The organism is Kosakonia sp. BYX6, from assembly GCF_038449125.1.
GTDB classification, from domain to species: domain Bacteria; phylum Pseudomonadota; class Gammaproteobacteria; order Enterobacterales; family Enterobacteriaceae; genus Kosakonia; species Kosakonia calanthes.
In genome coordinates this window covers 1417346-1436784 of sequence record NZ_CP151800.1, presented here as the reverse complement: position 1 = coordinate 1436784, position 19439 = coordinate 1417346, and the positions used below count along the sequence as shown (strand labels likewise).

The 19439-nt window shown below is 53.6% G+C and carries 20 protein-coding genes, 1 tRNA gene and 1 other RNA gene; 9 read left to right on the top strand and 13 right to left on the bottom strand.

Translation table 11 applies throughout. From position 1 onward, the window contains the following. The first annotated feature begins 3 nt into the window (after positions 1-3). The 3 genes from AAEY27_RS06730 to AAEY27_RS06720 all read left to right on the top strand — a co-directional run bounded on the left by AAEY27_RS06730 (position 4) and on the right by AAEY27_RS06720 (position 976). Positions 4-79 (top strand) — tRNA-Lys (locus tag AAEY27_RS06730). Positions 80-109: 30 nt separating this feature from the next. After that, a non-coding RNA gene (locus AAEY27_RS06725) (RtT sRNA) lies at positions 110-235 on the top strand. 390 nt (positions 236-625) lie between these two features. Beyond that, the gene (locus AAEY27_RS06720) at positions 626-976 is read left to right on the top strand and encodes a FlxA-like family protein (RefSeq protein ID WP_342324115.1); all 351 of its coding nucleotides are present in this window, start codon (positions 626-628) and stop codon (positions 974-976) included. On the opposite strand, the gene AAEY27_RS06715 is transcribed toward AAEY27_RS06720, so the two are convergent. Beyond that, positions 967-1896, bottom strand: coding sequence for a LysR family transcriptional regulator (locus tag AAEY27_RS06715; protein WP_342324114.1), 930 nt, complete (start codon positions 1894-1896; stop codon positions 967-969). The two genes, AAEY27_RS06720 and AAEY27_RS06715, sit on opposite strands and share 10 nt — an antisense overlap. 89 nt (positions 1897-1985) lie before the next feature. On the opposite strand from AAEY27_RS06715, the gene AAEY27_RS06710 reads away from it, so the two are divergent. Continuing rightward, positions 1986-2975: a bile acid:sodium symporter family protein gene (locus AAEY27_RS06710; protein WP_342324112.1), complete on the top strand. Its 990-nt coding sequence runs from the start codon at positions 1986-1988 to the stop codon at positions 2973-2975. Here AAEY27_RS06710 and AAEY27_RS06705 read toward each other — a convergent pair. The 3 genes from AAEY27_RS06705 to zipA all read right to left on the bottom strand — a co-directional run bounded on the left by AAEY27_RS06705 (position 2972) and on the right by zipA (position 6232). Further along, on the bottom strand, positions 2972-3187 hold the full coding sequence (locus tag AAEY27_RS06705) for a DUF3820 family protein (protein ID WP_342324111.1): 216 nt from the start codon (positions 3185-3187) through the stop codon (positions 2972-2974). The two genes, AAEY27_RS06710 and AAEY27_RS06705, sit on opposite strands and share 4 nt — an antisense overlap. Then, entirely contained in the window at positions 3188-5206 is a 2019-nt protein-coding gene (ligA, locus tag AAEY27_RS06700) for an NAD-dependent DNA ligase LigA (RefSeq protein ID WP_342324110.1), read from the bottom strand. A gap of 69 nt (positions 5207-5275) precedes the next feature. Continuing rightward, positions 5276-6232 (bottom strand): cell division protein ZipA, encoded by a 957-nt coding sequence (gene zipA / locus AAEY27_RS06695; RefSeq protein ID WP_342324109.1) that lies wholly within the window; start codon positions 6230-6232, stop codon positions 5276-5278. Positions 6233-6461: 229 nt separating this feature from the next. Between zipA and cysZ the strand changes: the two genes are divergently transcribed. The 5 genes from cysZ to crr all read left to right on the top strand — a co-directional run bounded on the left by cysZ (position 6462) and on the right by crr (position 11298). Then, the gene (cysZ, locus tag AAEY27_RS06690; protein WP_342324108.1) at positions 6462-7223 is read left to right on the top strand and encodes a sulfate transporter CysZ; all 762 of its coding nucleotides are present in this window, start codon (positions 6462-6464) and stop codon (positions 7221-7223) included. 140 nt (positions 7224-7363) lie between these two features. Continuing rightward, positions 7364-8335 (top strand): cysteine synthase A, encoded by a 972-nt coding sequence (gene cysK / locus AAEY27_RS06685; RefSeq protein ID WP_342324107.1) that lies wholly within the window; start codon positions 7364-7366, stop codon positions 8333-8335. Positions 8336-8714: 379 nt separating this feature from the next. Continuing rightward, positions 8715-8972 (top strand): phosphocarrier protein Hpr, encoded by a 258-nt coding sequence (gene ptsH, locus AAEY27_RS06680; protein WP_007370907.1) that lies wholly within the window; start codon positions 8715-8717, stop codon positions 8970-8972. A gap of 48 nt (positions 8973-9020) precedes the next feature. Next, entirely contained in the window at positions 9021-10748 is a 1728-nt protein-coding gene (ptsI, locus tag AAEY27_RS06675) for a phosphoenolpyruvate-protein phosphotransferase PtsI (protein ID WP_342324106.1), read from the top strand. A gap of 40 nt (positions 10749-10788) precedes the next feature. Then, positions 10789-11298, top strand: coding sequence for a PTS glucose transporter subunit IIA (gene crr / locus AAEY27_RS06670; RefSeq protein ID WP_000522253.1), 510 nt, complete (start codon positions 10789-10791; stop codon positions 11296-11298). A gap of 45 nt (positions 11299-11343) precedes the next feature. On the opposite strand, the gene pdxK is transcribed toward crr, so the two are convergent. From pdxK to AAEY27_RS06625, 9 genes are all read right to left on the bottom strand, one after another. Further along, entirely contained in the window at positions 11344-12183 is an 840-nt protein-coding gene (gene pdxK, locus AAEY27_RS06665) for a pyridoxine/pyridoxal/pyridoxamine kinase (RefSeq protein ID WP_342324105.1), read from the bottom strand. A 17-nt stretch (positions 12184-12200) separates the two neighbouring features. Beyond that, positions 12201-13112, bottom strand: coding sequence for a cysteine synthase CysM (gene cysM / locus AAEY27_RS06660; RefSeq protein ID WP_342324104.1), 912 nt, complete (start codon positions 13110-13112; stop codon positions 12201-12203). A 101-nt stretch (positions 13113-13213) separates the two neighbouring features. Next, complete coding sequence (gene cysA / locus AAEY27_RS06655; protein ID WP_342324103.1) at positions 13214-14308, bottom strand: sulfate/thiosulfate ABC transporter ATP-binding protein CysA; 1095 nt, start codon at positions 14306-14308, stop codon at positions 13214-13216. Continuing rightward, entirely contained in the window at positions 14298-15173 is an 876-nt protein-coding gene (gene cysW / locus AAEY27_RS06650; RefSeq protein ID WP_342324102.1) for a sulfate/thiosulfate ABC transporter permease CysW, read from the bottom strand. The genes cysA and cysW overlap by 11 nt, the downstream gene beginning before the upstream one ends. Continuing rightward, a complete protein-coding gene (gene cysT / locus AAEY27_RS06645; protein ID WP_342324100.1) occupies positions 15173-16003 on the bottom strand; it encodes a sulfate/thiosulfate ABC transporter permease CysT in 831 nt (276 codons plus the stop codon). The genes cysW and cysT overlap by 1 nt, the downstream gene beginning before the upstream one ends. Beyond that, positions 16003-17019 carry a sulfate ABC transporter substrate-binding protein gene (locus AAEY27_RS06640; RefSeq protein WP_342324099.1) on the bottom strand — a complete coding sequence of 339 codons (1017 nt, stop codon included), beginning with the start codon at positions 17017-17019 and terminating at the stop codon, positions 16003-16005. Before AAEY27_RS06640 ends, cysT begins: the two co-directional genes overlap by 1 nt. Positions 17020-17183: 164 nt before the next feature. Continuing rightward, positions 17184-18083, bottom strand: a complete 900-nt coding sequence (locus AAEY27_RS06635; protein ID WP_342324097.1) for a Dyp-type peroxidase — start codon at positions 18081-18083, stop codon at positions 17184-17186. Between the two features lie 81 nt (positions 18084-18164). Next, positions 18165-18740: an RpoE-regulated lipoprotein gene (locus AAEY27_RS06630; RefSeq protein ID WP_342324095.1), complete on the bottom strand. Its 576-nt coding sequence runs from the start codon at positions 18738-18740 to the stop codon at positions 18165-18167. 87 nt (positions 18741-18827) lie between these two features. Then, complete coding sequence (locus tag AAEY27_RS06625) at positions 18828-19253, bottom strand: GNAT family acetyltransferase (RefSeq protein ID WP_342324094.1); 426 nt, start codon at positions 19251-19253, stop codon at positions 18828-18830. Positions 19254-19439: the final 186 nt, after the last annotated feature.

Below are 19439 nucleotides of genomic sequence, written 5' to 3'. Positions count from 1 at the left end.
TTCGGGTCGTTAGCTCAGTTGGTAGAGCAGTTGACTTTTAATCAATTGGTCGCAGGTTCGAATCCTGCACGACCCACCAATGTAAAAAAGCGCCCTAAAGGCGCTTTTTTGCTATCTGCGATTCTAAAAGATTCGAACCTGCGGCAGGTTCGAGTCGAACGTAGTGAGACAACGGAGCCGCTTGCGGCGACGGCCCAAAGGGCGAGCGAAGCGAGTCATCCTGCACGACCCACCAATGTAAAAAAGCGCCCTAAAGGCGCTTTTTTGCTATCTGCGATTCCTGCCCGAGCGCAATCGATTCCTGCCTGAGTTCTCTCGCCGGATGGCGGCTGCGCCTTATCCGGCCTACAAACACAAAATCGCAAGGCCTGCTAAGCGCAGTGCCAACAGGTGCTTTCGCATTCACCAATAAAATTTCAATTAAATCAGCATGAAAATCCAACCTATCCGCAATCACAAAACCAACAAAACTGTCTGCTTTTCAACGAGTAAGCTGGTTACTTTTATCCATAATTTATCCTTAATGTCTGGCTATGATGCGGAACTTGCGGTCGTTCTATGAACGCAACTCAAGTCGTACTTGATTACGCCGATAATGATGTTTTATGGCAAGAAGGAGAGTTCAATGACAACAATTTCAACATCCACAGCATCAATACAAACCAGCAGCTCCGGTAGTTCATCGTCAGCCAGTAGCGACGTCGCTTCACAGATCAGCCGCATCACGCAGCAGATCACCAAGCTGACACAGCAGCTGAAAGATGTAGCTAACGGCGATGGCACCACGGAAGAGAAGCAGAAAGAGCAACAGCAGATCCAGTCTCAGATCCAGCTCCTGCAATCTCAACTTCAGCAGTTACAACGCAAGCAAGCTGAAGAGGCTGAGCAGAAACAAACTCAGCAGCAACAGCCGCAGGGCAAAGTGGAAGGTGTAAATAATCCTTCCGACGATCACCAAATTGATATTTACGTTTGAGTAAATAACGGATCGTCTTCACGGGCCTGGTTTAAACACCGGGCCTGTTCTTTTACCACTTCCCACAACGCCTGCGCAGCGCCCGACAGCGAGCGATTTTTGCGTCGCACCAGCATAATTTTTCGCTGCATATCCGGCACTAACCGTTTCACCGCCAATTGGCTTCCCTGCGGCAAAGGTAGCGCCAGCGCAGGCAAAATACTGATGCCAATCCCCGCTTCAACCATCGGAAACAGGGTTGCCGGATGGCCAATCTCCTGCACGATGGTCGCCCGCACGGCAAAATGTTGCAGCGCCGCATCGATTAACGGACGGCTACCGGATGCGTAATCCTGCACCACCAACCGCGCGCCGTCTAACGCCGACCACGGCACGCCAGCCAGTTGCGCCCACGGATGATCATTGCGACACAACAGAAAGAACGGCTCTTCAAGGATCTCCTCGCTTTGAAAATCACTCACCGGGCCGGGATCGATAACAATGCCAAAATCAACCTCGCCCTGGCGAATACTCTCCAGCACCCACTGCTGCGGTCTGTCATGCAGCACAAAATCAATTTCCGGATAACGTTGGTTGCTGCTGGCAATGCACTGCGGAATCAAATGGGCGGAGATGGTCTGGCTGGCAGCCACGCGCACCGTACCGGTTAATTGTTGCCCTACTCGTCCGGCTTCGCGCAACGTGCTGCTAAGCTCATCTAACAACCGCTCAAGACGCAAAGCCAGTTGTTGCCCGGCTTCGGTCAGCACCACTTCGCGCGTCGTGCGGTCAAGCAAACGTACGCCGGTTTGCAACTCCAGCTCTTTCACACTGTGGCTGACCGCAGACTGGCTAAGGCCAATAATGTCCCCTGCCCGGCTGAAACTTTTGGCCTGCGCCACCGTGACAAAAACGCGCAACTGACGTAAGGAATAATTCATCTGATAAATTCATGAATGGATGCAATAAATCAATTTTATTTCTCAAAGCAGAAAAAGCACAATAGCGGCGTCGACTTTCAGGAGTGCTCATGAAAATTTTTCGTATCCTTGATCCTTTTACGCTCACGCTGGTGTGTACCGTTTTGCTGGCATCTTTCTTACCTGCACGCGGCGGCTTTGTGCCGTTTTTCGAATGGCTGACCACCGCCGCAATTGCGCTACTGTTTTTTATGCATGGCGCAAAACTGTCGCGCGAAGCGATTATCGCTGGCGGCAGCCACTGGCGTTTACATTTGTGGGTCATGTGCAGCACTTTTGTGCTCTTCCCGGCGCTCGGCGTGCTGTTTGTCTGGTGGTCGCCGGTCAATATTAGCCAGGAGCTGTACACCGGTTTTCTCTACTTGTGCATTCTGCCCGCCACGGTTCAGTCGGCGATTGCCTTTACGTCGCTGGCGGGCGGTAATGTCGCGGCGGCGGTTTGCTCTGCTTCTGCATCCAGCTTGTTGGGGATTTTCCTGTCGCCGCTGTTGGTCGGCTTGCTGATGAATCTGCACGGTGCAGAAGGCAGCCTGGAGCAGGTCGGCAAAATTATGCTGCAACTGTTGCTGCCGTTTGTGCTCGGCCATCTGTCCCGCCCGTGGACCGGCGCCTTTGTCGCGAAACATAAGAAATGGATTTCGAAAACCGACCAAACCTCGATTTTACTGGTGGTTTACTCTGCTTTCAGCGAAGCCGTGGTGAATGGTATCTGGCACAAAGTCGGCATCGGTTCACTGCTGTTTATCGTGGTGGCGAGCCTGGTGCTGCTGGCAATTGTGATTGCGGTGAATATTACCGTGGCGCGCAAATGCGGCTTTAACAAAGCGGACGAGATTACTATTGTCTTCTGCGGCTCGAAAAAGAGCCTCGCCAACGGCATTCCGATGGCCAACATCCTGTTCCCAACCTCGGTGATTGGCATGATGGTGCTGCCATTGATGATCTTCCACCAGATCCAGCTAATGGTATGCGCCGTGCTGGCCCGCCGTTACAAACGCCAGGCGGAACAGCAGCAAGCGCAGGAAGCGGCGAAAGCCTAACCGCGTTTCAGGGGCTGAACCAGATGGCTCAGCCCCTCGGTTTTGATCAGTAATGTAATCTGCATTAACTCGCCCAGCCGCCCGGCGGGAAACTCATTTTTGCGGGCAAACCACAGCAAATACTCTTCCGGCAGATCAATAAGCCGACGCCCCTGGTATTTACCAAAGGGCATAACGGTGTTAGCAATCTCGACGAGCTGTTCCTTTTCCATTTAATCCCCCAGCAAACGGATCATTTCGGCCTCATCAATCACCTCAATCCCCAGTTCTTGCGCCTTCGCGAGTTTCGAACCGGCGGCTTCTCCGGCGATCACCAGGTCGGTTTTCTTTGAGACGCTGCCAGCGACTTTCGCGCCCAGCGCGGTCAGACGCGCTTTGGCGTCATCGCGTGAGAGCTGACTAAGACTGCCGGTCAGCACCACCGTTTTACCGGCGAATGGACTATCTATCTCTTCGGCTTTAACGATGACCGGCGCAGGCCAGTGAATGCCCACTTCTTCCACCAGCTGGCGAATAACCTCGCGGTTGCTCTCTTCATGGAAGAAATTACTCACATGTTTCGCCACTACCACGCCGACATCCGGCACTTTCTGGAGATCGTCAACCGATGCCGCAATCAAGGCGTCCAGCGTGCCAAAATACGCCGCCAATCCCGCCGCCGTGGCTTCTCCCACTTCGCGAATACCGAGCGCATAGAGGAAGCGAGCAAAGGTTGTCTCTTTGGCGTTTTCCAGTGCATTCACTACGTTTTGCGCCGATTTCGGCCCCATACGGTCCAGCCCGGTTAGCTTTCCGGCGGTCAGGCGAAACAGGTCTGCTGGCGTGTGTACATACTCTTTTTCAACCAGTTGGTCGATTATCTTATCGCCCATGCCATCGACATCCATGGCGCGACGAGAGACAAAATGTTTCAGCGCTTCTTTGCGCTGTGCGCCACAAATCAATCCGCCTGTGCAGCGAGCAACGGCTTCTCCTTCGACACGTTCCACATCAGAACCGCAAACCGGGCAATGCGCTGGGAAAACCACTTCGCGCGTCTCTTCCGGGCGATCCGAAAGCACCACGTTCACCACCTGCGGAATAACATCTCCGGCGCGGCGAATCACCACTTTATCGCCAATGCGCAGGCCAAGACGGTCGATTTCATCGGCGTTATGCAATGTTGCGTTGCTGACCAGCACACCGGCAACCTGCACCGGTTCGAGCCTTGCCACCGGTGTAATCGCCCCGGTTCGCCCCACCTGGAACTCCACATCGCGCACGAAGGTCACTTGCTCCTGCGCCGGGAATTTAAACGCCACCGCCCACCGCGGCGCGCGCGCCACAAAACCAAGCTGCTCTTGCAGATCCAGCGAGTCAACCTTAATCACCACCCCGTCGATATCGAAGCCCAGTGTCGAGCGATCGTTTTCAACCTGATGATAAAAATCCAGCACCGCTTCCGGCGTGCTGCACAGACGTATGCGCTCACTCACCGGCAAACCCCAAGCTTTGAACTGTTGTAAGCGTTCCAAATGGCTGCGCGGCAGCTCGCCGCCTTCAAGGATACCAACGCCATAGCAAAAGAAAGTGAGCGGACGCTTCGCGGTAATCCGTGGATCAAGCTGACGCAAAGAACCCGCCGCCGCGTTGCGCGGATTAGCAAACACTTTCGCGCCAGTACGGCGGGCATCTTCATTGATTTTTTCAAAGCCGGACTGTGGCAAAAACACTTCGCCGCGCACTTCAAGGCGAGCCGGAATATTGTCGCCATGCAGCTTCAAAGGGATTGCGCGGATGGTACGCACGTTGGTGGTGATGTCTTCCCCGGTCGTGCCATCGCCGCGCGTCGCTGCGCGCATCAACACGCCGTTTTCGTACAGGATACTTACCGCCAGGCCATCGAGTTTCAGTTCGCAGCAGTAAACCAGCGCCTCGGGGCTTTTCAGCCGGTCCTGCACGCGCTTGTTAAATGCCAGGAAGCTCTCTTCATCAAAGACGTTGTCCAGCGACAGCATCGGCACTTCATGGCGTACCTGACTAAAGGCGGTTAACGGGGCTGCGCCGACGCGCTGGGTCGGGGAATCTGGCGTGATGAGATCAGGATGCTGCGTTTCCAGCTCGCGCAACTCGCGCATTAACCGATCGTACTCCGCGTCCGGAATCTCCGGGGCGTCCAAAACATGGTACAGATGTTCATGATGGCGAAGTGTGGTTCGCAGTTCAGTTAGTTGTTGTTCAATTGATTCCATATCGCACCATCAATGATAAAAAACCCCCGACTGGCGGGGGTTCTGGAAGGGAATGCGTTTGTCGAACCGTTACGCGTTGGCGTCTTTGACTTCGCGTATACGATCCTGGTATTCGCGTAATTTTTGCGGCGTCATCATGCGGCGTTGATCATCAAGCACCACACCACCAACTTCATCAGCGATATGCTGCGCCGACTGCAACATCAATTTGAAGTTCTGCAACTCGTCGCCATAGGACGGAACCTGCATAAAGATGGTGACGCCCGGCGTTGCCATCTCGCCCATCGTGTCAACATCGAATGTTCCCGGATTGACCATGTTCGCGAGGCTGAAAAGCGCCGGACCACTACCGTCCGGGCTGAGGTGGCGATGGAAAATGTTCATATCGCCGAATTTAAACCCGGCCTGCAAAATGCTATTGAGCAGCACTTCGCCATTCAACGCACTGCCATGATGCGCCGCGACGTTCATGATAATGACCGTTTCTTTGCGCTGCGGTTTTTCAACCGGGGCTTCGACAACCGGTTCTGGCTCCGGCTGCGGTGCGGGTTCATGAACCTGCGGTTGATGCTGAGGTTGTGGCTGATGAACAGGCCGCACCGGCTGTTGTTCAAACGCTGGCGCTTGCACTGGCGGGCGTTCCGGTTGCTGCGGCTGAGAATGGGGTTGCGGCGCGTGGTGCGGTGGCTCTGCAGGCTGAACCGGCGGAGCAGACGGACGCGGTTGTGCCGACGCATAAGGCGGCTGGTATTGATGCTGCGGATGCTGACGTGACGCGTCTTGTTCGCCACCGGCTTTCGGTGCATTGTTCACTTTGTGAACACGAACTTCACCCACGCCTTCGTCGTCTTCGACATCTTCGTCATCCAACTCGTCGTCGTCACGTCTCGACTTCATACGTTTCAGTGGGCGATCGCGGAACATTGACGAACGTTCTTTGCGGCTGGTCCAGAAACCGTGGACCAGTAAAGCGATTATGGCGATCGCGCCAACAATGATTAATATCAGACGCAAATCCTGCATCATTATATTCTCTGTTGTTCTAACACCTTGCCACCACGGCAAACATTTACTCACTAAGAGTATTTGCGCATTACGCCAAGTGCAAGTGTATGGGAAGCATTCACCGCATAAAGATGAATTAAATTGTGCTTTTTGCTGATTTTTCGAACATTTCCGAACGGGTTTCCCCAGTCCGGCGAATATTATAAGCTTCAGTTTTTTCGTATGTCTTAAAAAGGGGTCCAGCCAGATTATGGTTTCATCGTCGCCAGGCGCTGCTCGCAGCGGCCTTTTTTACTTTTCCCAGGGCTGGAAACTGGTCACGCTGCCGGGCATTCGCCGCTTTGTGATCTTGCCGTTGCTGGTGAACATTGTCCTGATGGGCGGCGCATTCTGGTGGCTGTTTACCCGCCTCGATAGCTGGATCCCTTCATTAATGAGCCATATCCCAGGCTGGCTTCAATGGCTCAGCTATTTATTATGGCCGATTATTGTCATCTCGATCCTGCTGGTGTTCGGCTATTTCTTTTCAACCATTGCCAACTGGATTGCCGCACCTTTTAACGGCCTGCTGGCGGAACAACTTGAAGCGCGCCTGACCGGCGCTACGCCGCCGGATGTGGGCGTCTTAGGTGTGCTCAAAGATGTGCCGCGCATCATGAAGCGCGAATGGCAAAAACTGGCGTGGTACCTGCCCCGCGCAGCTATTCTGCTTATCCTCTATTTCATCCCCGGAATCGGGCAAACCGTCGCACCGGTGTTGTGGTTTCTATTCAGCGCATGGATGCTTGCTATTCAATACTGCGACTATCCGTTCGACAACCATAAAGTTCCCTTTAAAGAGATGCGCGTGTCATTACGCTCGCGAAAGGTCATAAATATGCAATTTGGCGCGCTCACCAGCCTGTTTACCCTGGTTCCTGTACTAAACCTGGTGGTGATGCCAGTAGCGGTTTGCGGCGCGACGGCAATGTGGGTCGATTGTTATCGCGAAAAGCACGCAGTATGGCGTTAAGGAATTATTCCGTTTCTTATTCCGTACTGCTAGCCATTATTTCACCTCGACATATAGATATGCGAAATCTTTACTTCCGCATAAACAGTAAGTGCGTATGCTGAGGTGGTTCCCAAATTTCATACAGTTAAGGACGGGCTATGAGTAAGATTTTTGAAGACAACTCGTTGACTATTGGTCATACGCCGCTGGTTCGACTGAACCGCATCGGTAACGGACGTATCCTGGCGAAGGTCGAATCCCGCAACCCAAGCTTCAGCGTAAAATGTCGTATCGGTGCCAATATGATTTGGGATGCCGAGAAACGCGGAGTACTGAAGCCGGGCGTGGAACTGGTCGAGCCGACCAGTGGTAACACCGGTATCGCATTGGCTTATGTTGCTGCGGCACGCGGCTACAAGCTAACGCTGACCATGCCGGAAACCATGAGTATCGAACGCCGTAAACTGTTAAAAGCGCTGGGCGCGAACCTGGTGCTGACGGAAGGCGCGAAAGGCATGAAAGGCGCCATCCAGAAAGCAGAAGAAATCGTTGCCAGCGATCCAGCAAAATATCTCTTGCTCCAGCAGTTCAGCAACCCGGCAAACCCGGAAATTCACGAAAAAACCACCGGCCCAGAAATCTGGGAAGATACCGACGGTCAGGTTGATGTGTTTATTTCAGGCGTGGGCACGGGCGGTACGCTGACCGGTGTAACGCGTTATATCAAGAACACCAAAGGAAAATCCGATCTGATTACCGTTGCGGTTGAGCCGACGGATTCTCCGGTTATCTCTCAAGCGCTGGCGGGTGAAGAACTGAAGCCAGGCCCGCATAAAATCCAGGGTATCGGCGCCGGTTTTATCCCTGGCAACCTGGATTTAAAACTGATCGATAAAGTCGTCAAAATCACCAACGAAGAAGCCATTAGCACCGCACGTCGCCTGATGGACGAAGAAGGCATTCTGGCAGGTATTTCTTCCGGCGCGGCCGTTGCGGCAGCGTTGAAACTTCAGGAAGACGAAACCTTTACCAATAAGAATATCGTGGTTATCCTACCGTCTTCCGGCGAGCGTTATTTGAGCACCGCTTTGTTTGCCGATCTGTTCACTGAGAAAGAATTGCAACAGTGATGCCAGATTGTTAAATCAGCGCAAAAAAGCACCCGTCGAGGTGCTTTTTTGTGGCATACGTCAAATTTTTGTCCCGCCTGGCATTGCCTGAAATCGTCTGGTCTGGTATTTAACCATCACATTTATTTTGAAGCGCGAAATTAATCGAAGTCAGATTTACCGAAGCTGAATCGATTTTATGATTTGGTTCAATTCTGGCTTTCGCGGCATAATGTTTAATGACGTGCGAAAGGTCAGCGACCAGAAAAGTCTGCCTGAATTGTCATGCAGCCATCTGTACCCTGGCTCGTTACGCCGACGCTAACTATACAGGCTAAAGTCATGCCGCCAGGCTAAACTTTAGTTCCACAACACTAAACCTATAAGTTGGGGAAATACAATGTTCCAGCAAGAAGTTACCATTACAGCTCCGAACGGTCTGCACACTCGCCCTGCTGCTCAATTTGTCAAAGAAGCGAAAGGCTTCTCTTCTGAAATCACTGTGACTTCCAATGGCAAAAGCGCCAGCGCGAAAAGCCTGTTCAAACTGCAAACTCTGGGCCTGACTCAAGGTACTGTTGTGACTCTGACCGCTGAAGGCGAAGACGAGCAAAAAGCGGTAGAACATCTGGTTAAACTGATGGCTGAACTCGAGTAAGTTTTTTACGAGTTCGTTTAAAGATCAGTCACAAGTAAAGGTAGGGTTATGATTTCAGGCATTTTAGCATCCCCGGGTATCGCTTTCGGCAAAGCACTACTGCTGAAAGAAGACGAGATCGTCATCGACCGGAAAAAAGTTTCTGCCGACAAGGTTGACCAGGAAGTTGAACGTTTCCTGAGCGGTCGTGCCAAGGCATCGGCGCAGCTCGAAGCGATCAAAACGAAAGCGGGTGAAACCTTCGGTGAAGAAAAAGAAGCTATCTTCGAAGGCCACATTATGTTGCTGGAAGATGAGGAGCTGGAGCAGGAAATCATAGCCCTGATCAAAGATAAAAGCATGACTGCCGACGCGGCAGCGCATGAAGTTATCGAAGGCCAGGCAACAGCCCTTGAAGAGCTGGACGACGAATACCTGAAAGAGCGCGCGGCTGACGTGCGTGATATCGGTAAACGCCTGCTTCGCAACATTCTGGGTATGCCGATTATCGATCTGAGCGCCATTCAAGACGAAGTTATCCTGGTTGCTACGGATCTGACTCCTTCAGAAACCGCGCAACTGAACTTGAAAAAAGTGCTCGGCTTTATCACTGATATCGGTGGCCGCACCTCCCACACCTCCATCATGGCGCGTTCTCTTGAGCTGCCAGCGATTGTAGGCACCGGCAGCGTAACCACGCAGGTGAAAAACGGCGACTATCTGATCCTCGATGCGGTTAACAACAAGGTGTACGTTAACCCGAGCGACGAAGAGATCGAAACTCTGCGCGCTGCACAGGCTCAGGTTGCTGAAGAAAAAGCTGAACTGGCGAAATTGAAAGACCTGCCGGCAATCACCCTTGATGGCCACCAGGTTGAAGTGTGTGCCAACATCGGTACCGTTCGCGATGTCGCGGGCGCAGAGCGCAATGGCGCTGAAGGTGTTGGTCTGTATCGTACCGAATTCCTGTTTATGGACCGCGACGCGCTGCCGACCGAAGAAGAGCAGTTCGAAGCCTACAAAGCGGTAGCTGAAGCCTGTGGATCTCAGGCCGTGATTGTCCGTACTATGGACATTGGCGGCGACAAAGAGCTGCCGTACATGAATTTCCCGAAAGAAGAGAACCCGTTCCTGGGCTGGCGCGCAGTGCGTATCGCTATGGATCGCAAAGAGATCCTCCGCGATCAGGTTCGCGCTATCCTGCGTGCTTCCGCTTTCGGCAAACTGCGCATTATGTTCCCGATGATCATCTCTGTTGAAGAAGTGCGTGCACTGAAGAAAGAGATTGAGATCTACAAACAGGAACTGCGTGACGAAGGTAAAGCCTTTGACGAAACCATTGAAATTGGCGTGATGGTGGAAACCCCAGCCGCCGCGACAATTGCTCGTCATCTGGCCAAAGAAGTCGACTTCTTCAGTATCGGTACCAATGATTTAACGCAGTACACCCTGGCAGTTGACCGCGGTAATGATATGATTTCACATCTTTACCAGCCGATGTCACCGTCTGTACTCACCCTGATCAAGCAAGTTATTGATGCTTCTCATGCGGAAGGCAAATGGACTGGTATGTGTGGTGAGCTTGCTGGCGACGAACGTGCTACACTTCTGTTGCTGGGGATGGGTCTGGATGAATTCAGTATGAGTGCCATTTCTATCCCGCGCATTAAGAAGATCATTCGTAATACGAACTTCGAAGATGCGAAGGTTTTAGCAGAGCAGGCTCTTGCTCAACCGACAACGGACGAGTTAATGACGCTGGTTAACAAGTTCATTGAAGAAAAAACAATCTGCTAATCCACGAGATGCGGCCCAAATTACTGCTTAGGAGAAGATCATGGGTTTGTTCGATAAACTGAAATCTCTGGTTTCTGATGATAAAAAAGACACCGGAACCATTGAGATTGTTGCCCCGCTTTCCGGCGAAATCGTCAACATTGAAGATGTACCAGATGTTGTGTTCGCAGAGAAAATCGTTGGTGATGGCATTGCAATCAAACCAACTGGCAACAAAATGGTAGCGCCAGTTGATGGTACTATCGGCAAAATCTTTGAAACCAACCATGCCTTCTCTATCGAATCCGATAGCGGCATTGAGCTGTTCGTTCACTTCGGTATCGACACCGTTGAACTGAAAGGCGAAGGTTTCAAACGCATCGCGGAAGAAGGCCAGCGTGTAAAAGTTGGCGATCCGGTAATCGAATTCGATCTGCCGCTGCTGGAAGAGAAAGCCAAATCGACGCTGACTCCGGTAGTTATCTCCAACATGGACGAAATCAAAGAGCTGATCAAACTGTCTGGTAGCGTAACCGTGGGTGAAACCCCGGTGATCCGCATCAAGAAGTAAGCTCACCGCATATGAAAATGGCACCGAAAGGTGCCATTTTTGTTTTCAACATGGCGGTAAAATCAGCTCGTCGTAGCCTTTATCAAGCGTGTACCCCATGACCTCAACCACCCGCTCACCTGCCGCCTGAACTGCCCTGTCCAGTGCTTTCCCCTGAATGATGCCGCTCACTAATTCAGAGCAAAACAGATCACCGGTTCCTTTCAAATCCGTCGCCACACGTCGGTAATGACTCACTATCACCGAATCGGCGGTAACAACCACGACATGAATTTGCCCGTCATCTTGCTCAACAGGCGCACTGGTAATCGCCACCCAATGCAGCGTGTCGGATAACAGCCCTTTCGCCGCATCAATCGCGCTGTGCAGATCCCGGCACGGCTTACCGCTCAGTACTTCCAGTTCGAAAACGTTCGGCGTGATGCCCTGCGCCAGCGGCAATAAATGCTCACGATAAGCCTGCGGAATTTCTGGTTTTACGTAGATGCCGCTGTCGATATCGCCAATCACCGGATCCACCAGGATCAGCAATTGCGGATGCTTTTCTCGCAGCGCATTAAGCCACTGTGCCAACAATTTTATCTGGCTGGCGCTGCCCATATAACCCGTGGTAACCGCTTTCAGTTCGCGCAGCACATCACGCTCTTCCAGCGCTTGCAGGTAACCGCTAAACCATTCATCCGGGATCACGCCACCGTAAAAAGTGTCATAGTGCGGCGTATTACTGAACAGCACCGTTGGCACGGCCAGCACGTTCAACTGGTGCTGACGGATATTTGGCACCGCAATACTGTTACCAACGCTGCCATACACAACCAGGGATTGCACGGCGACGATATCGGTCTGCTGCGCCCGGGTTTTATCCCTGAACAGGATCATCTCCACTGTGTCTCCTTAACGGGTTAAATCCCCGCCCCCTGCGAATAACTCTCTTCACCAAACACGCCGGTAGAAAGATAGCGATCGCCGCGATCGCAGATAATGGCGACGATCACCGCCCCCGGGTTTGCTTTCGCCACACGTAAGGCTCCCGCTACCGCGCCGCCAGAGCTGACACCGCAGAAAATACCTTCCTGCACGGCCAGCGCGCGCATGGTATTTTCCGCCTCACGCTGATGGATATCCAGCGCCTCATCCACCAGCGCAGCATCATAAATGCCCGGCATGTATTCCGCTGGCCAGCGGCGAATGCCGGGAATGCTGCTGCCCTCTTCCGGTTGCAGGCCGACAATGGTGATTTTTTTCGCTTGCTCACGCAGAAAACGCGACACACCGGTGATGGTGCCGGTGGTGCCCATGCTGGAGACAAAATGGCTGATGCGCCCGTTCGTTTGTTGCCAGATTTCCGGGCCAGTGGTGGTGTAATGCGCGTAGGGATTGTCCGGGTTGTTGAATTGGTCGAGCAGTTTGCCTTCACCGCGCGCGGCCATCGCGAGCGCTAAATCGCGCGCACCTTCCATGCCCTGCTCTTTGCTGACCAGGATCAGCTCTGCGCCGTAGGCGCGCATCGCAGCGCGTCGTTCCTGGCTCATGTTGTCCGGCATCAGCAATTTCATGCGATAGCCTTTCAGCGCGGCAATCATTGCCAGTGCGATCCCCGTGTTACCGCTGGTCGCTTCGATCAGCACGTCGCCGGGGGTAATTTCGCCGCGTTTTTCTGCCTGCACAATCATGGAGAGCGCAGCACGATCTTTTACCGATCCCGCAGGGTTATTGCCTTCCAGCTTGACCCAAATTTCGCTGCCGTTATCCGGCGTCAGGCGTTGCAGTTTGACCAGCGGCGTATTGCCGATGGTGTGTTCAAGTGTGTTCACGAGCGTTGTCCAATAAAAAACCCGGTCCGCATTACGCATACCGGGCTTGTAGGCCGGAGAAGCAACGCGCTGCCCGGCAAAAACCACGTCTGATTAACCTATCAGGCCGTTTCCGCCAGAGCAAGTTCTGTACCGGCATCAATACGCTCATTGCCGTTATATAAGCGCGCATGCTGCAAACCCACAAACAGGCGCTCACCGCGCTGCGGAGGTTGCTCATCGCGCATCACCACGGTTAACGGCTCCTGATTCCAGCCAAGCGGCTGCACCACCAGTTGGGTGTAATGGCCTTTCGGGCTAGCTTCCAGCACCTGTACAGGCAGCGGGGAATCGAGGCTGGTACGACGGCTAACATCCACTTCCCACGGGCGCAAGAACAGATCAACATCACCCTGATAAGCAGGCGTGTAACCGAGCGGCCAACGGTGCGCGCCAACATGGAACTGCCCGCCGCGAATCGTGCCCTTCAGGCGGTTAACTTCGCCCATAAACTCCAGCACAAAACGGGTAGCCGGTTCGCGCCATACCTGATCCGGTGCATCCGCCTGTTCAATGTTCCCCTGGCTCATTACCACCACGCGGTCGGCCACTTCTGTTGCCTCTTCCTGGTCGTGGGTGACGAACACGCTGGTGAATTTCAATTCTTCATGCAGTTGACGCAGCCAACGGCGCAGCTCTTTACGCACTTGCGCATCCAGGGCGCCAAACGGTTCATCCAGCAGCAGGATTTGCGGTTCCACTGCCAGCGCACGCGCCAGGGCGACACGCTGTTTCTGCCCGCCGGAAAGCTGTGCCGGAAAACGATCCGCCAAATGCGCCAGTTGCACCATCTCCAGCAATTGCGTCACTTTCGCTTTGATCGCCGCCGCGTTTGGCCGCTCACGACGCGGCAGCACCGTCAGGCCAAAGGCAATGTTGTCGAACACCGTCATATGGCGAAACAGCGCGTAATGTTGAAATACGAAGCCGACGCGGCGCTCGCGCGCATGCAGGCGGCTTACCTCGGTGCCATGAAAACGAATGCGCCCGCTGGTCTGGTGTTCAAGGCCGGCGATAATACGCAACAACGTTGTTTTACCGGAACCGGACGGCCCCAACAGCGCCACCATTTGCCCGGAAGGGATATCCAGCGAGATATCATTCAGCACCTGGGTGCGACCAAAAGACTTCTTAATATTGGCAATCTCAATGCTCATGATTTCCCTCCTGTTGCTGGCGTTGTGCCTGATTTTCCAGACGCCATTGCAACGCACTCTTCAAAAACAACGTCAAAATAGCCATCAATGTCAGCAGGGCGGCGGCGGTAAAGGAACCGACCGTGTTGTAATCCTGCTCGAGTAATTCAATTTGCAGCGGCAGCGACAGGGTTTCGCCGCGAATCGAACCAGACACCACCGACACCGCGCCAAACTCACCAATCGCACGCGCGTTGGTCAGCACTACGCCATACAGCAGCGCCCAGCGAATGTTTGGCAGCGTGACGCGCCGGAACATCTGCCAGCCGGACGCGCCAAGCAAAATCGCCGCTTCATCTTCCTGGCTGCCCTGACTTAACATCACCGGCACCAGTTCACGCACCACAAACGGGCAGGTCACGAATACCGTCACCAGCACCATGCCCGGCCAGGCGAACATGATTTGCAGGTTATGTGCGTCCAGCCAGCCGCCAAGCGGGCCGTTGGAACCGTAAAACAGCAGATAAACCAGACCGGCAACCACGGGGGATACGGCAAACGGAATATCGAGCAGCGTCAGCAGCAATTGGCGGCCCGGAAAGTTAAAGCGCGTCACCAGCCAGGCGAGCAGCGTACCGAAGACCAGGTTCAGCGGCACGGAGATCAGCGCAATCAACACCGTCAGCCAAATGGCATGCAGCATGTCGGCATCGGCCAGGTTTTGCAGCACCGGCGCCAGCCCTTTGCTGAACGCCTGCACAAAGATGTAAATCATCGGCACGACGAGGATAAACGCCGACACCACAATGCCAGTGCCAATCAAAAACCATTTACCCCAGTTCACCTGGGATTTGGCATAGCGTTTTACTTCAGTAATTTCTGCCATTAGTGACCTACCACTCGCTGGCCAAAGCGACTTTGCAGAGTATTGATGGAAAAGAGCAGCAACAGCGACGCCGCGAGGATAACGGACGCAATCGCGCTCGCCGCCGGGTAATCAAACTCCTGCAAGCGCACAAAAATCATCAGCGACGTGACTTCCGTTTTCCAGGCAATGTTGCCAGCGATAAAAATCACCGCACCAAACTCGCCGAGGCTGCGGGTGAACGACAGCGCGACACCGGCCATCAGCGCCGGGGAAAGCTCCGGCAACACCACTTTGCGGAAACTCTGCCAGCGGGTTGCGCCGAGGGTTTCCGCCGCTTCTTCATATTCCGGTCCCAACTCTTCGAGCACCGGCTGAATGGTTCGCACCACAAACGGAATGCTGGTAAACGCCATCGCCACCGCAATCCCAAGCCAGGTGTACGTCACTTTGATATCGAATTTCGCCAGCCACTCGCCGTAAAAGCCGTTGACCGAAAACAGCGAAGCCAGCGTTAAGCCCGCCACCGCCGTTGGCAACGCAAAAGGCAAATCCATCAGCGCATCGAGTAATGTGCGCCCCGGAAAACGGTAACGGGTGAGGATCCATGCCATTAACAGGCCGAAAACACCGTTAAAAACGGACGCGACAAACGCGGAAAGCAGCGTCACTTTATAAGCGGCCACCACCTGCGGGTTGGTGACCACGTCCCAATATTGCACCCAGCTCATCTGCGCCAGTTGCATCACCAACGCGCTGAGCGGCAACAGCAATATCAGGCAAACAAAAAACAGACTACTGCCAAGACTTAAGCCAAAACCTGGCAGCACACGTTTAGAACCTGCAAACATTACTTACGCCCCGCCGCCAACAGCTTGTCCAGTTCACCGCCGCTGGCGAAATGGGTTTTCATTACGTCGGGCCAGGAACCAAATTTATCTTCCACGCGAAACAGCGCAGTCTGCGGGAATTTATCGCTCAGCTTCGCCATCACTTCCGGGTTGTTCACGCGGTAGTAGTAATCGGTGATGATGGTTTGCGCCTGCGGGCCATAAAGCCAATTGAGGTAAGCTTTCGCCGCCTTCTCTGTGCCGTTGGCTTTGACGTTTTTATCTACCCAGGCGACCGGGAATTCCGCGAGGATATTCACCTTCGGCACCACCACTTCAAAGCCCTGCGCTTCGTACTGTTTGCGGATGTTGTTCACTTCCGATTCAAACGAGATCAGCACATCGCCGAGGCCGCGCTCAACAAACGTGGTGGTCGCCCCGCGACCGCCGGTGTCGAACACTTCCACGTTTTTCAAAAACTGCGTCATAAACTGCGTGGTTTTGGCTTTGTCGCCGCCATCCGCTTGATCCGCCGCGCCCCAGGCCGCCAGGTAGGTATAGCGCGCGTTGCCGGAGGTTTTCGGGTTCGGGAAAATCAGCTTCACATCAGAACGCACAAGGTCGTTCCAGTCGTGGATATTCTTCGGGTTGCCTTTGCGAACGAGGAACGCCATTGTCGAGTAGAACGGCGAACTATTATTCGGCAAACGGCTCTGCCAGTTGGCCGGGATCAGGTTGCCTTTATCGTGCAGGATCTGCACATCGGTCACCTGGTTGTAGGTCACCACATCCGCCTTCAGGCCTTGCAAGATCGCCAGCGCCTGCTTTGACGAACCGGCGTGAGATTGTTTGATTGTCAGCTTATCGCCGCCGTTATCTTTCGCCCATTGCTGTTCGAAAGGCGTGTTAAGCGCCGCAAAGAGCTCGCGGGAAACATCATAAGAGCTGTTGAGCAGTTCCGTCGCCTGTGCCTGAGCGGCCCACAGCGTCATTGCTGCCAGCGTCAGATATCCTTTTTTCAGTAAGTTAACGGCCATTGCGCACCCTTATAAGCTGATGACTCGACAACCCTCAGTTTATTTATAACGAGTGTGAAACCTGTAACGGTTTTATATACCAATTGGTGATTTGGAATCAGAAAAGAATATAAGCGGAAGTGAGTATAGCCGGGTCGCCCCGGCCCAGAGGTGACGCGCTTTTCTTACAGTGCGAGCAGCCTGTCAAGCGACGGCGCGAAGTAGTAACCGCCGGTGACGGGACGGGTAAAACGCAGCATCGCATCACGTTTACCATCGGCGTCGCCGAACATGCTCAGCAGTTGCTGTTCGATGTTATAAAGGCGCGCGCAGTAGCTGCAAAAATAGAGGCCGTGCGTGCCGCTGGCAGTCCCGTACGGCAGGCTTTGGCGAACGATTTTCAGCCCTTTGCCATCTTCTTTCAGATCAACGCGCGTCAGGTGCGATGTTACCGGGCGGACATCGCCATCAATCTCTTCATTGGCGGCTTTGGTGCGGCCGATCATCATCTCTTGTTCGCCAACGCTCATGCGGTTTAGCTGCTTAAGGTTGTGCTCCCAACGCTGCACCATCACATAGCTGCCGCCAGCATCCACGCCATCCTGGATAATCGCCACTTCACGGCGCTTTTCTTCTCCGGCAGGATTTTCGGTGCCATCGACAAAACCGCTGAGATCGCGATCTTCCACCCAGCGGAAACCATGGGTCTCTTCTTTCACGTCCAGCGCATCGCCAAACGCCGCCAGCGCCGCCTGAGCAACGGAGAAATTCACATCATGACGCAGGGAAAGAATGTGGATCAGCACATCGTGTTGGGTTGCAGGTGCGAGGCCTTTGCCGTAAGACGGGTAATCTTTTAGCTCTTCTGCGCCTTCGTCACCGCTTAATTCGCGCCAGACGCGGTTGCCGAAAGCGACCACCGCGCCAAGCGCGGCATCCGGGAACTGCATTTGAAACGTTGCCAGCTTATCGGTGAATACACGGCTGCCCGCACGCAGGGCATCGATGTCCCCTTTTACGCTGGCCTCAATCCAAATCGCCGCACGGCAATGCTCCGGCAAAATGCCGCTTTGAACCTGGGACATCACTCCTCCTGAAAAACAGACCACAAAATCATCGCGGCATTGTACCCGTTTTTCAGGCGACATCAGAATGTTCCGATCAAATTAACGGCGCCAAATAACCTTGCTGACTTTCCACTTTTTCAGCGTGTCGTCGGCCGGCATCAACCCTTCCGGGCCGCTCCATTCGCCGTTAAACAGGAAACTAATATGTTGGCTGCCGGGCGCTTTACACTCAACGCCGGAAATATCGTCATCCGAACCTTTCACGCAGTTGCCGAACGCTTTGTCGTACAGCTCGCTGAATGGCGTACCAATTTTGACGCCTTTGTCGGTGGCGATGTCGCTGTCCAGCACGTCAATTCGGCTGACCGTGCCATTTTCACCGTTAACCACTAGTGCCAGTTGTTTGTCTTTCAGCGCTTCGAAATAGCGCACGATATTGCCTTTGTCGGTTTTCATCCCGCTACGCAGGTGATAATCGCCGCCGAGCGCGTCGTTGATGGCCTGCTCATCCAGCGGCGTACTGGCGGTAATATCGCCCACGCCGTTTTCACTGACTTCAAGCGATGAACCGAACCAGTTCCACGGATAGGCGGAAGACCAGTTAACGGAAGAGAGCGTTGAGCAGCCGCCTAAAGCCAGCGGCAGAACGCAAATAAACGTACGCAGGGTTTTCATGCACCATTCCTTATTTCATTCAACGCCTGTTGGAGTGCCGGAAGCGAAAAAAGTGCCATCAAGGCTATCGAATGGTTCGGCAAGCGATTAATACTCTTCATCTTCAATCAAACGCTTACCCAGATTGGCCGTATCCGTGTGCTCATAACCAAGACGTTCGTACATACCAATCACCATCTCATTGTCTTCGCGCACCATCAGATTGATTTTCGGGCAGCCGCGGGCGATCAGTTTTTTCTCCAGGCGGCTGAGCAGCGCGTTGGCGATGCCGCGCCCGCGAAATTCCGGATGCACGCCCAGGTAATACGCAGAACCGCGATGGCCGTCATAGCCGCCCATGACCGTGCCGACCACTTCCCCCCCGACTTCCGCCACCAGAAACAGGCTGACGTCGTGGTTCACTTTCCGTTCGATATCCATTTCAGGATCATTCCATGGTCGCAATAGCTCACAACGCTCCCACAAGGTGATCACTTCTTCGAAATCTTCCTGGCGAAAAACGCGTATCTCCATGGTATCCCCCATCTTTTTCAGCTGTGTAAACGGTGATTATGGCGTCTGGCACCGCCTTAGCCAATATCCAGCAACCGCAACGCTGAAAAATGGCATAATGCAACTCTGTCACGTATTGAAATGAAAAGTAAAACAATAGTTCTCATGGACTGTCGTCACAGCAAACACGATACGCTATAACACCAG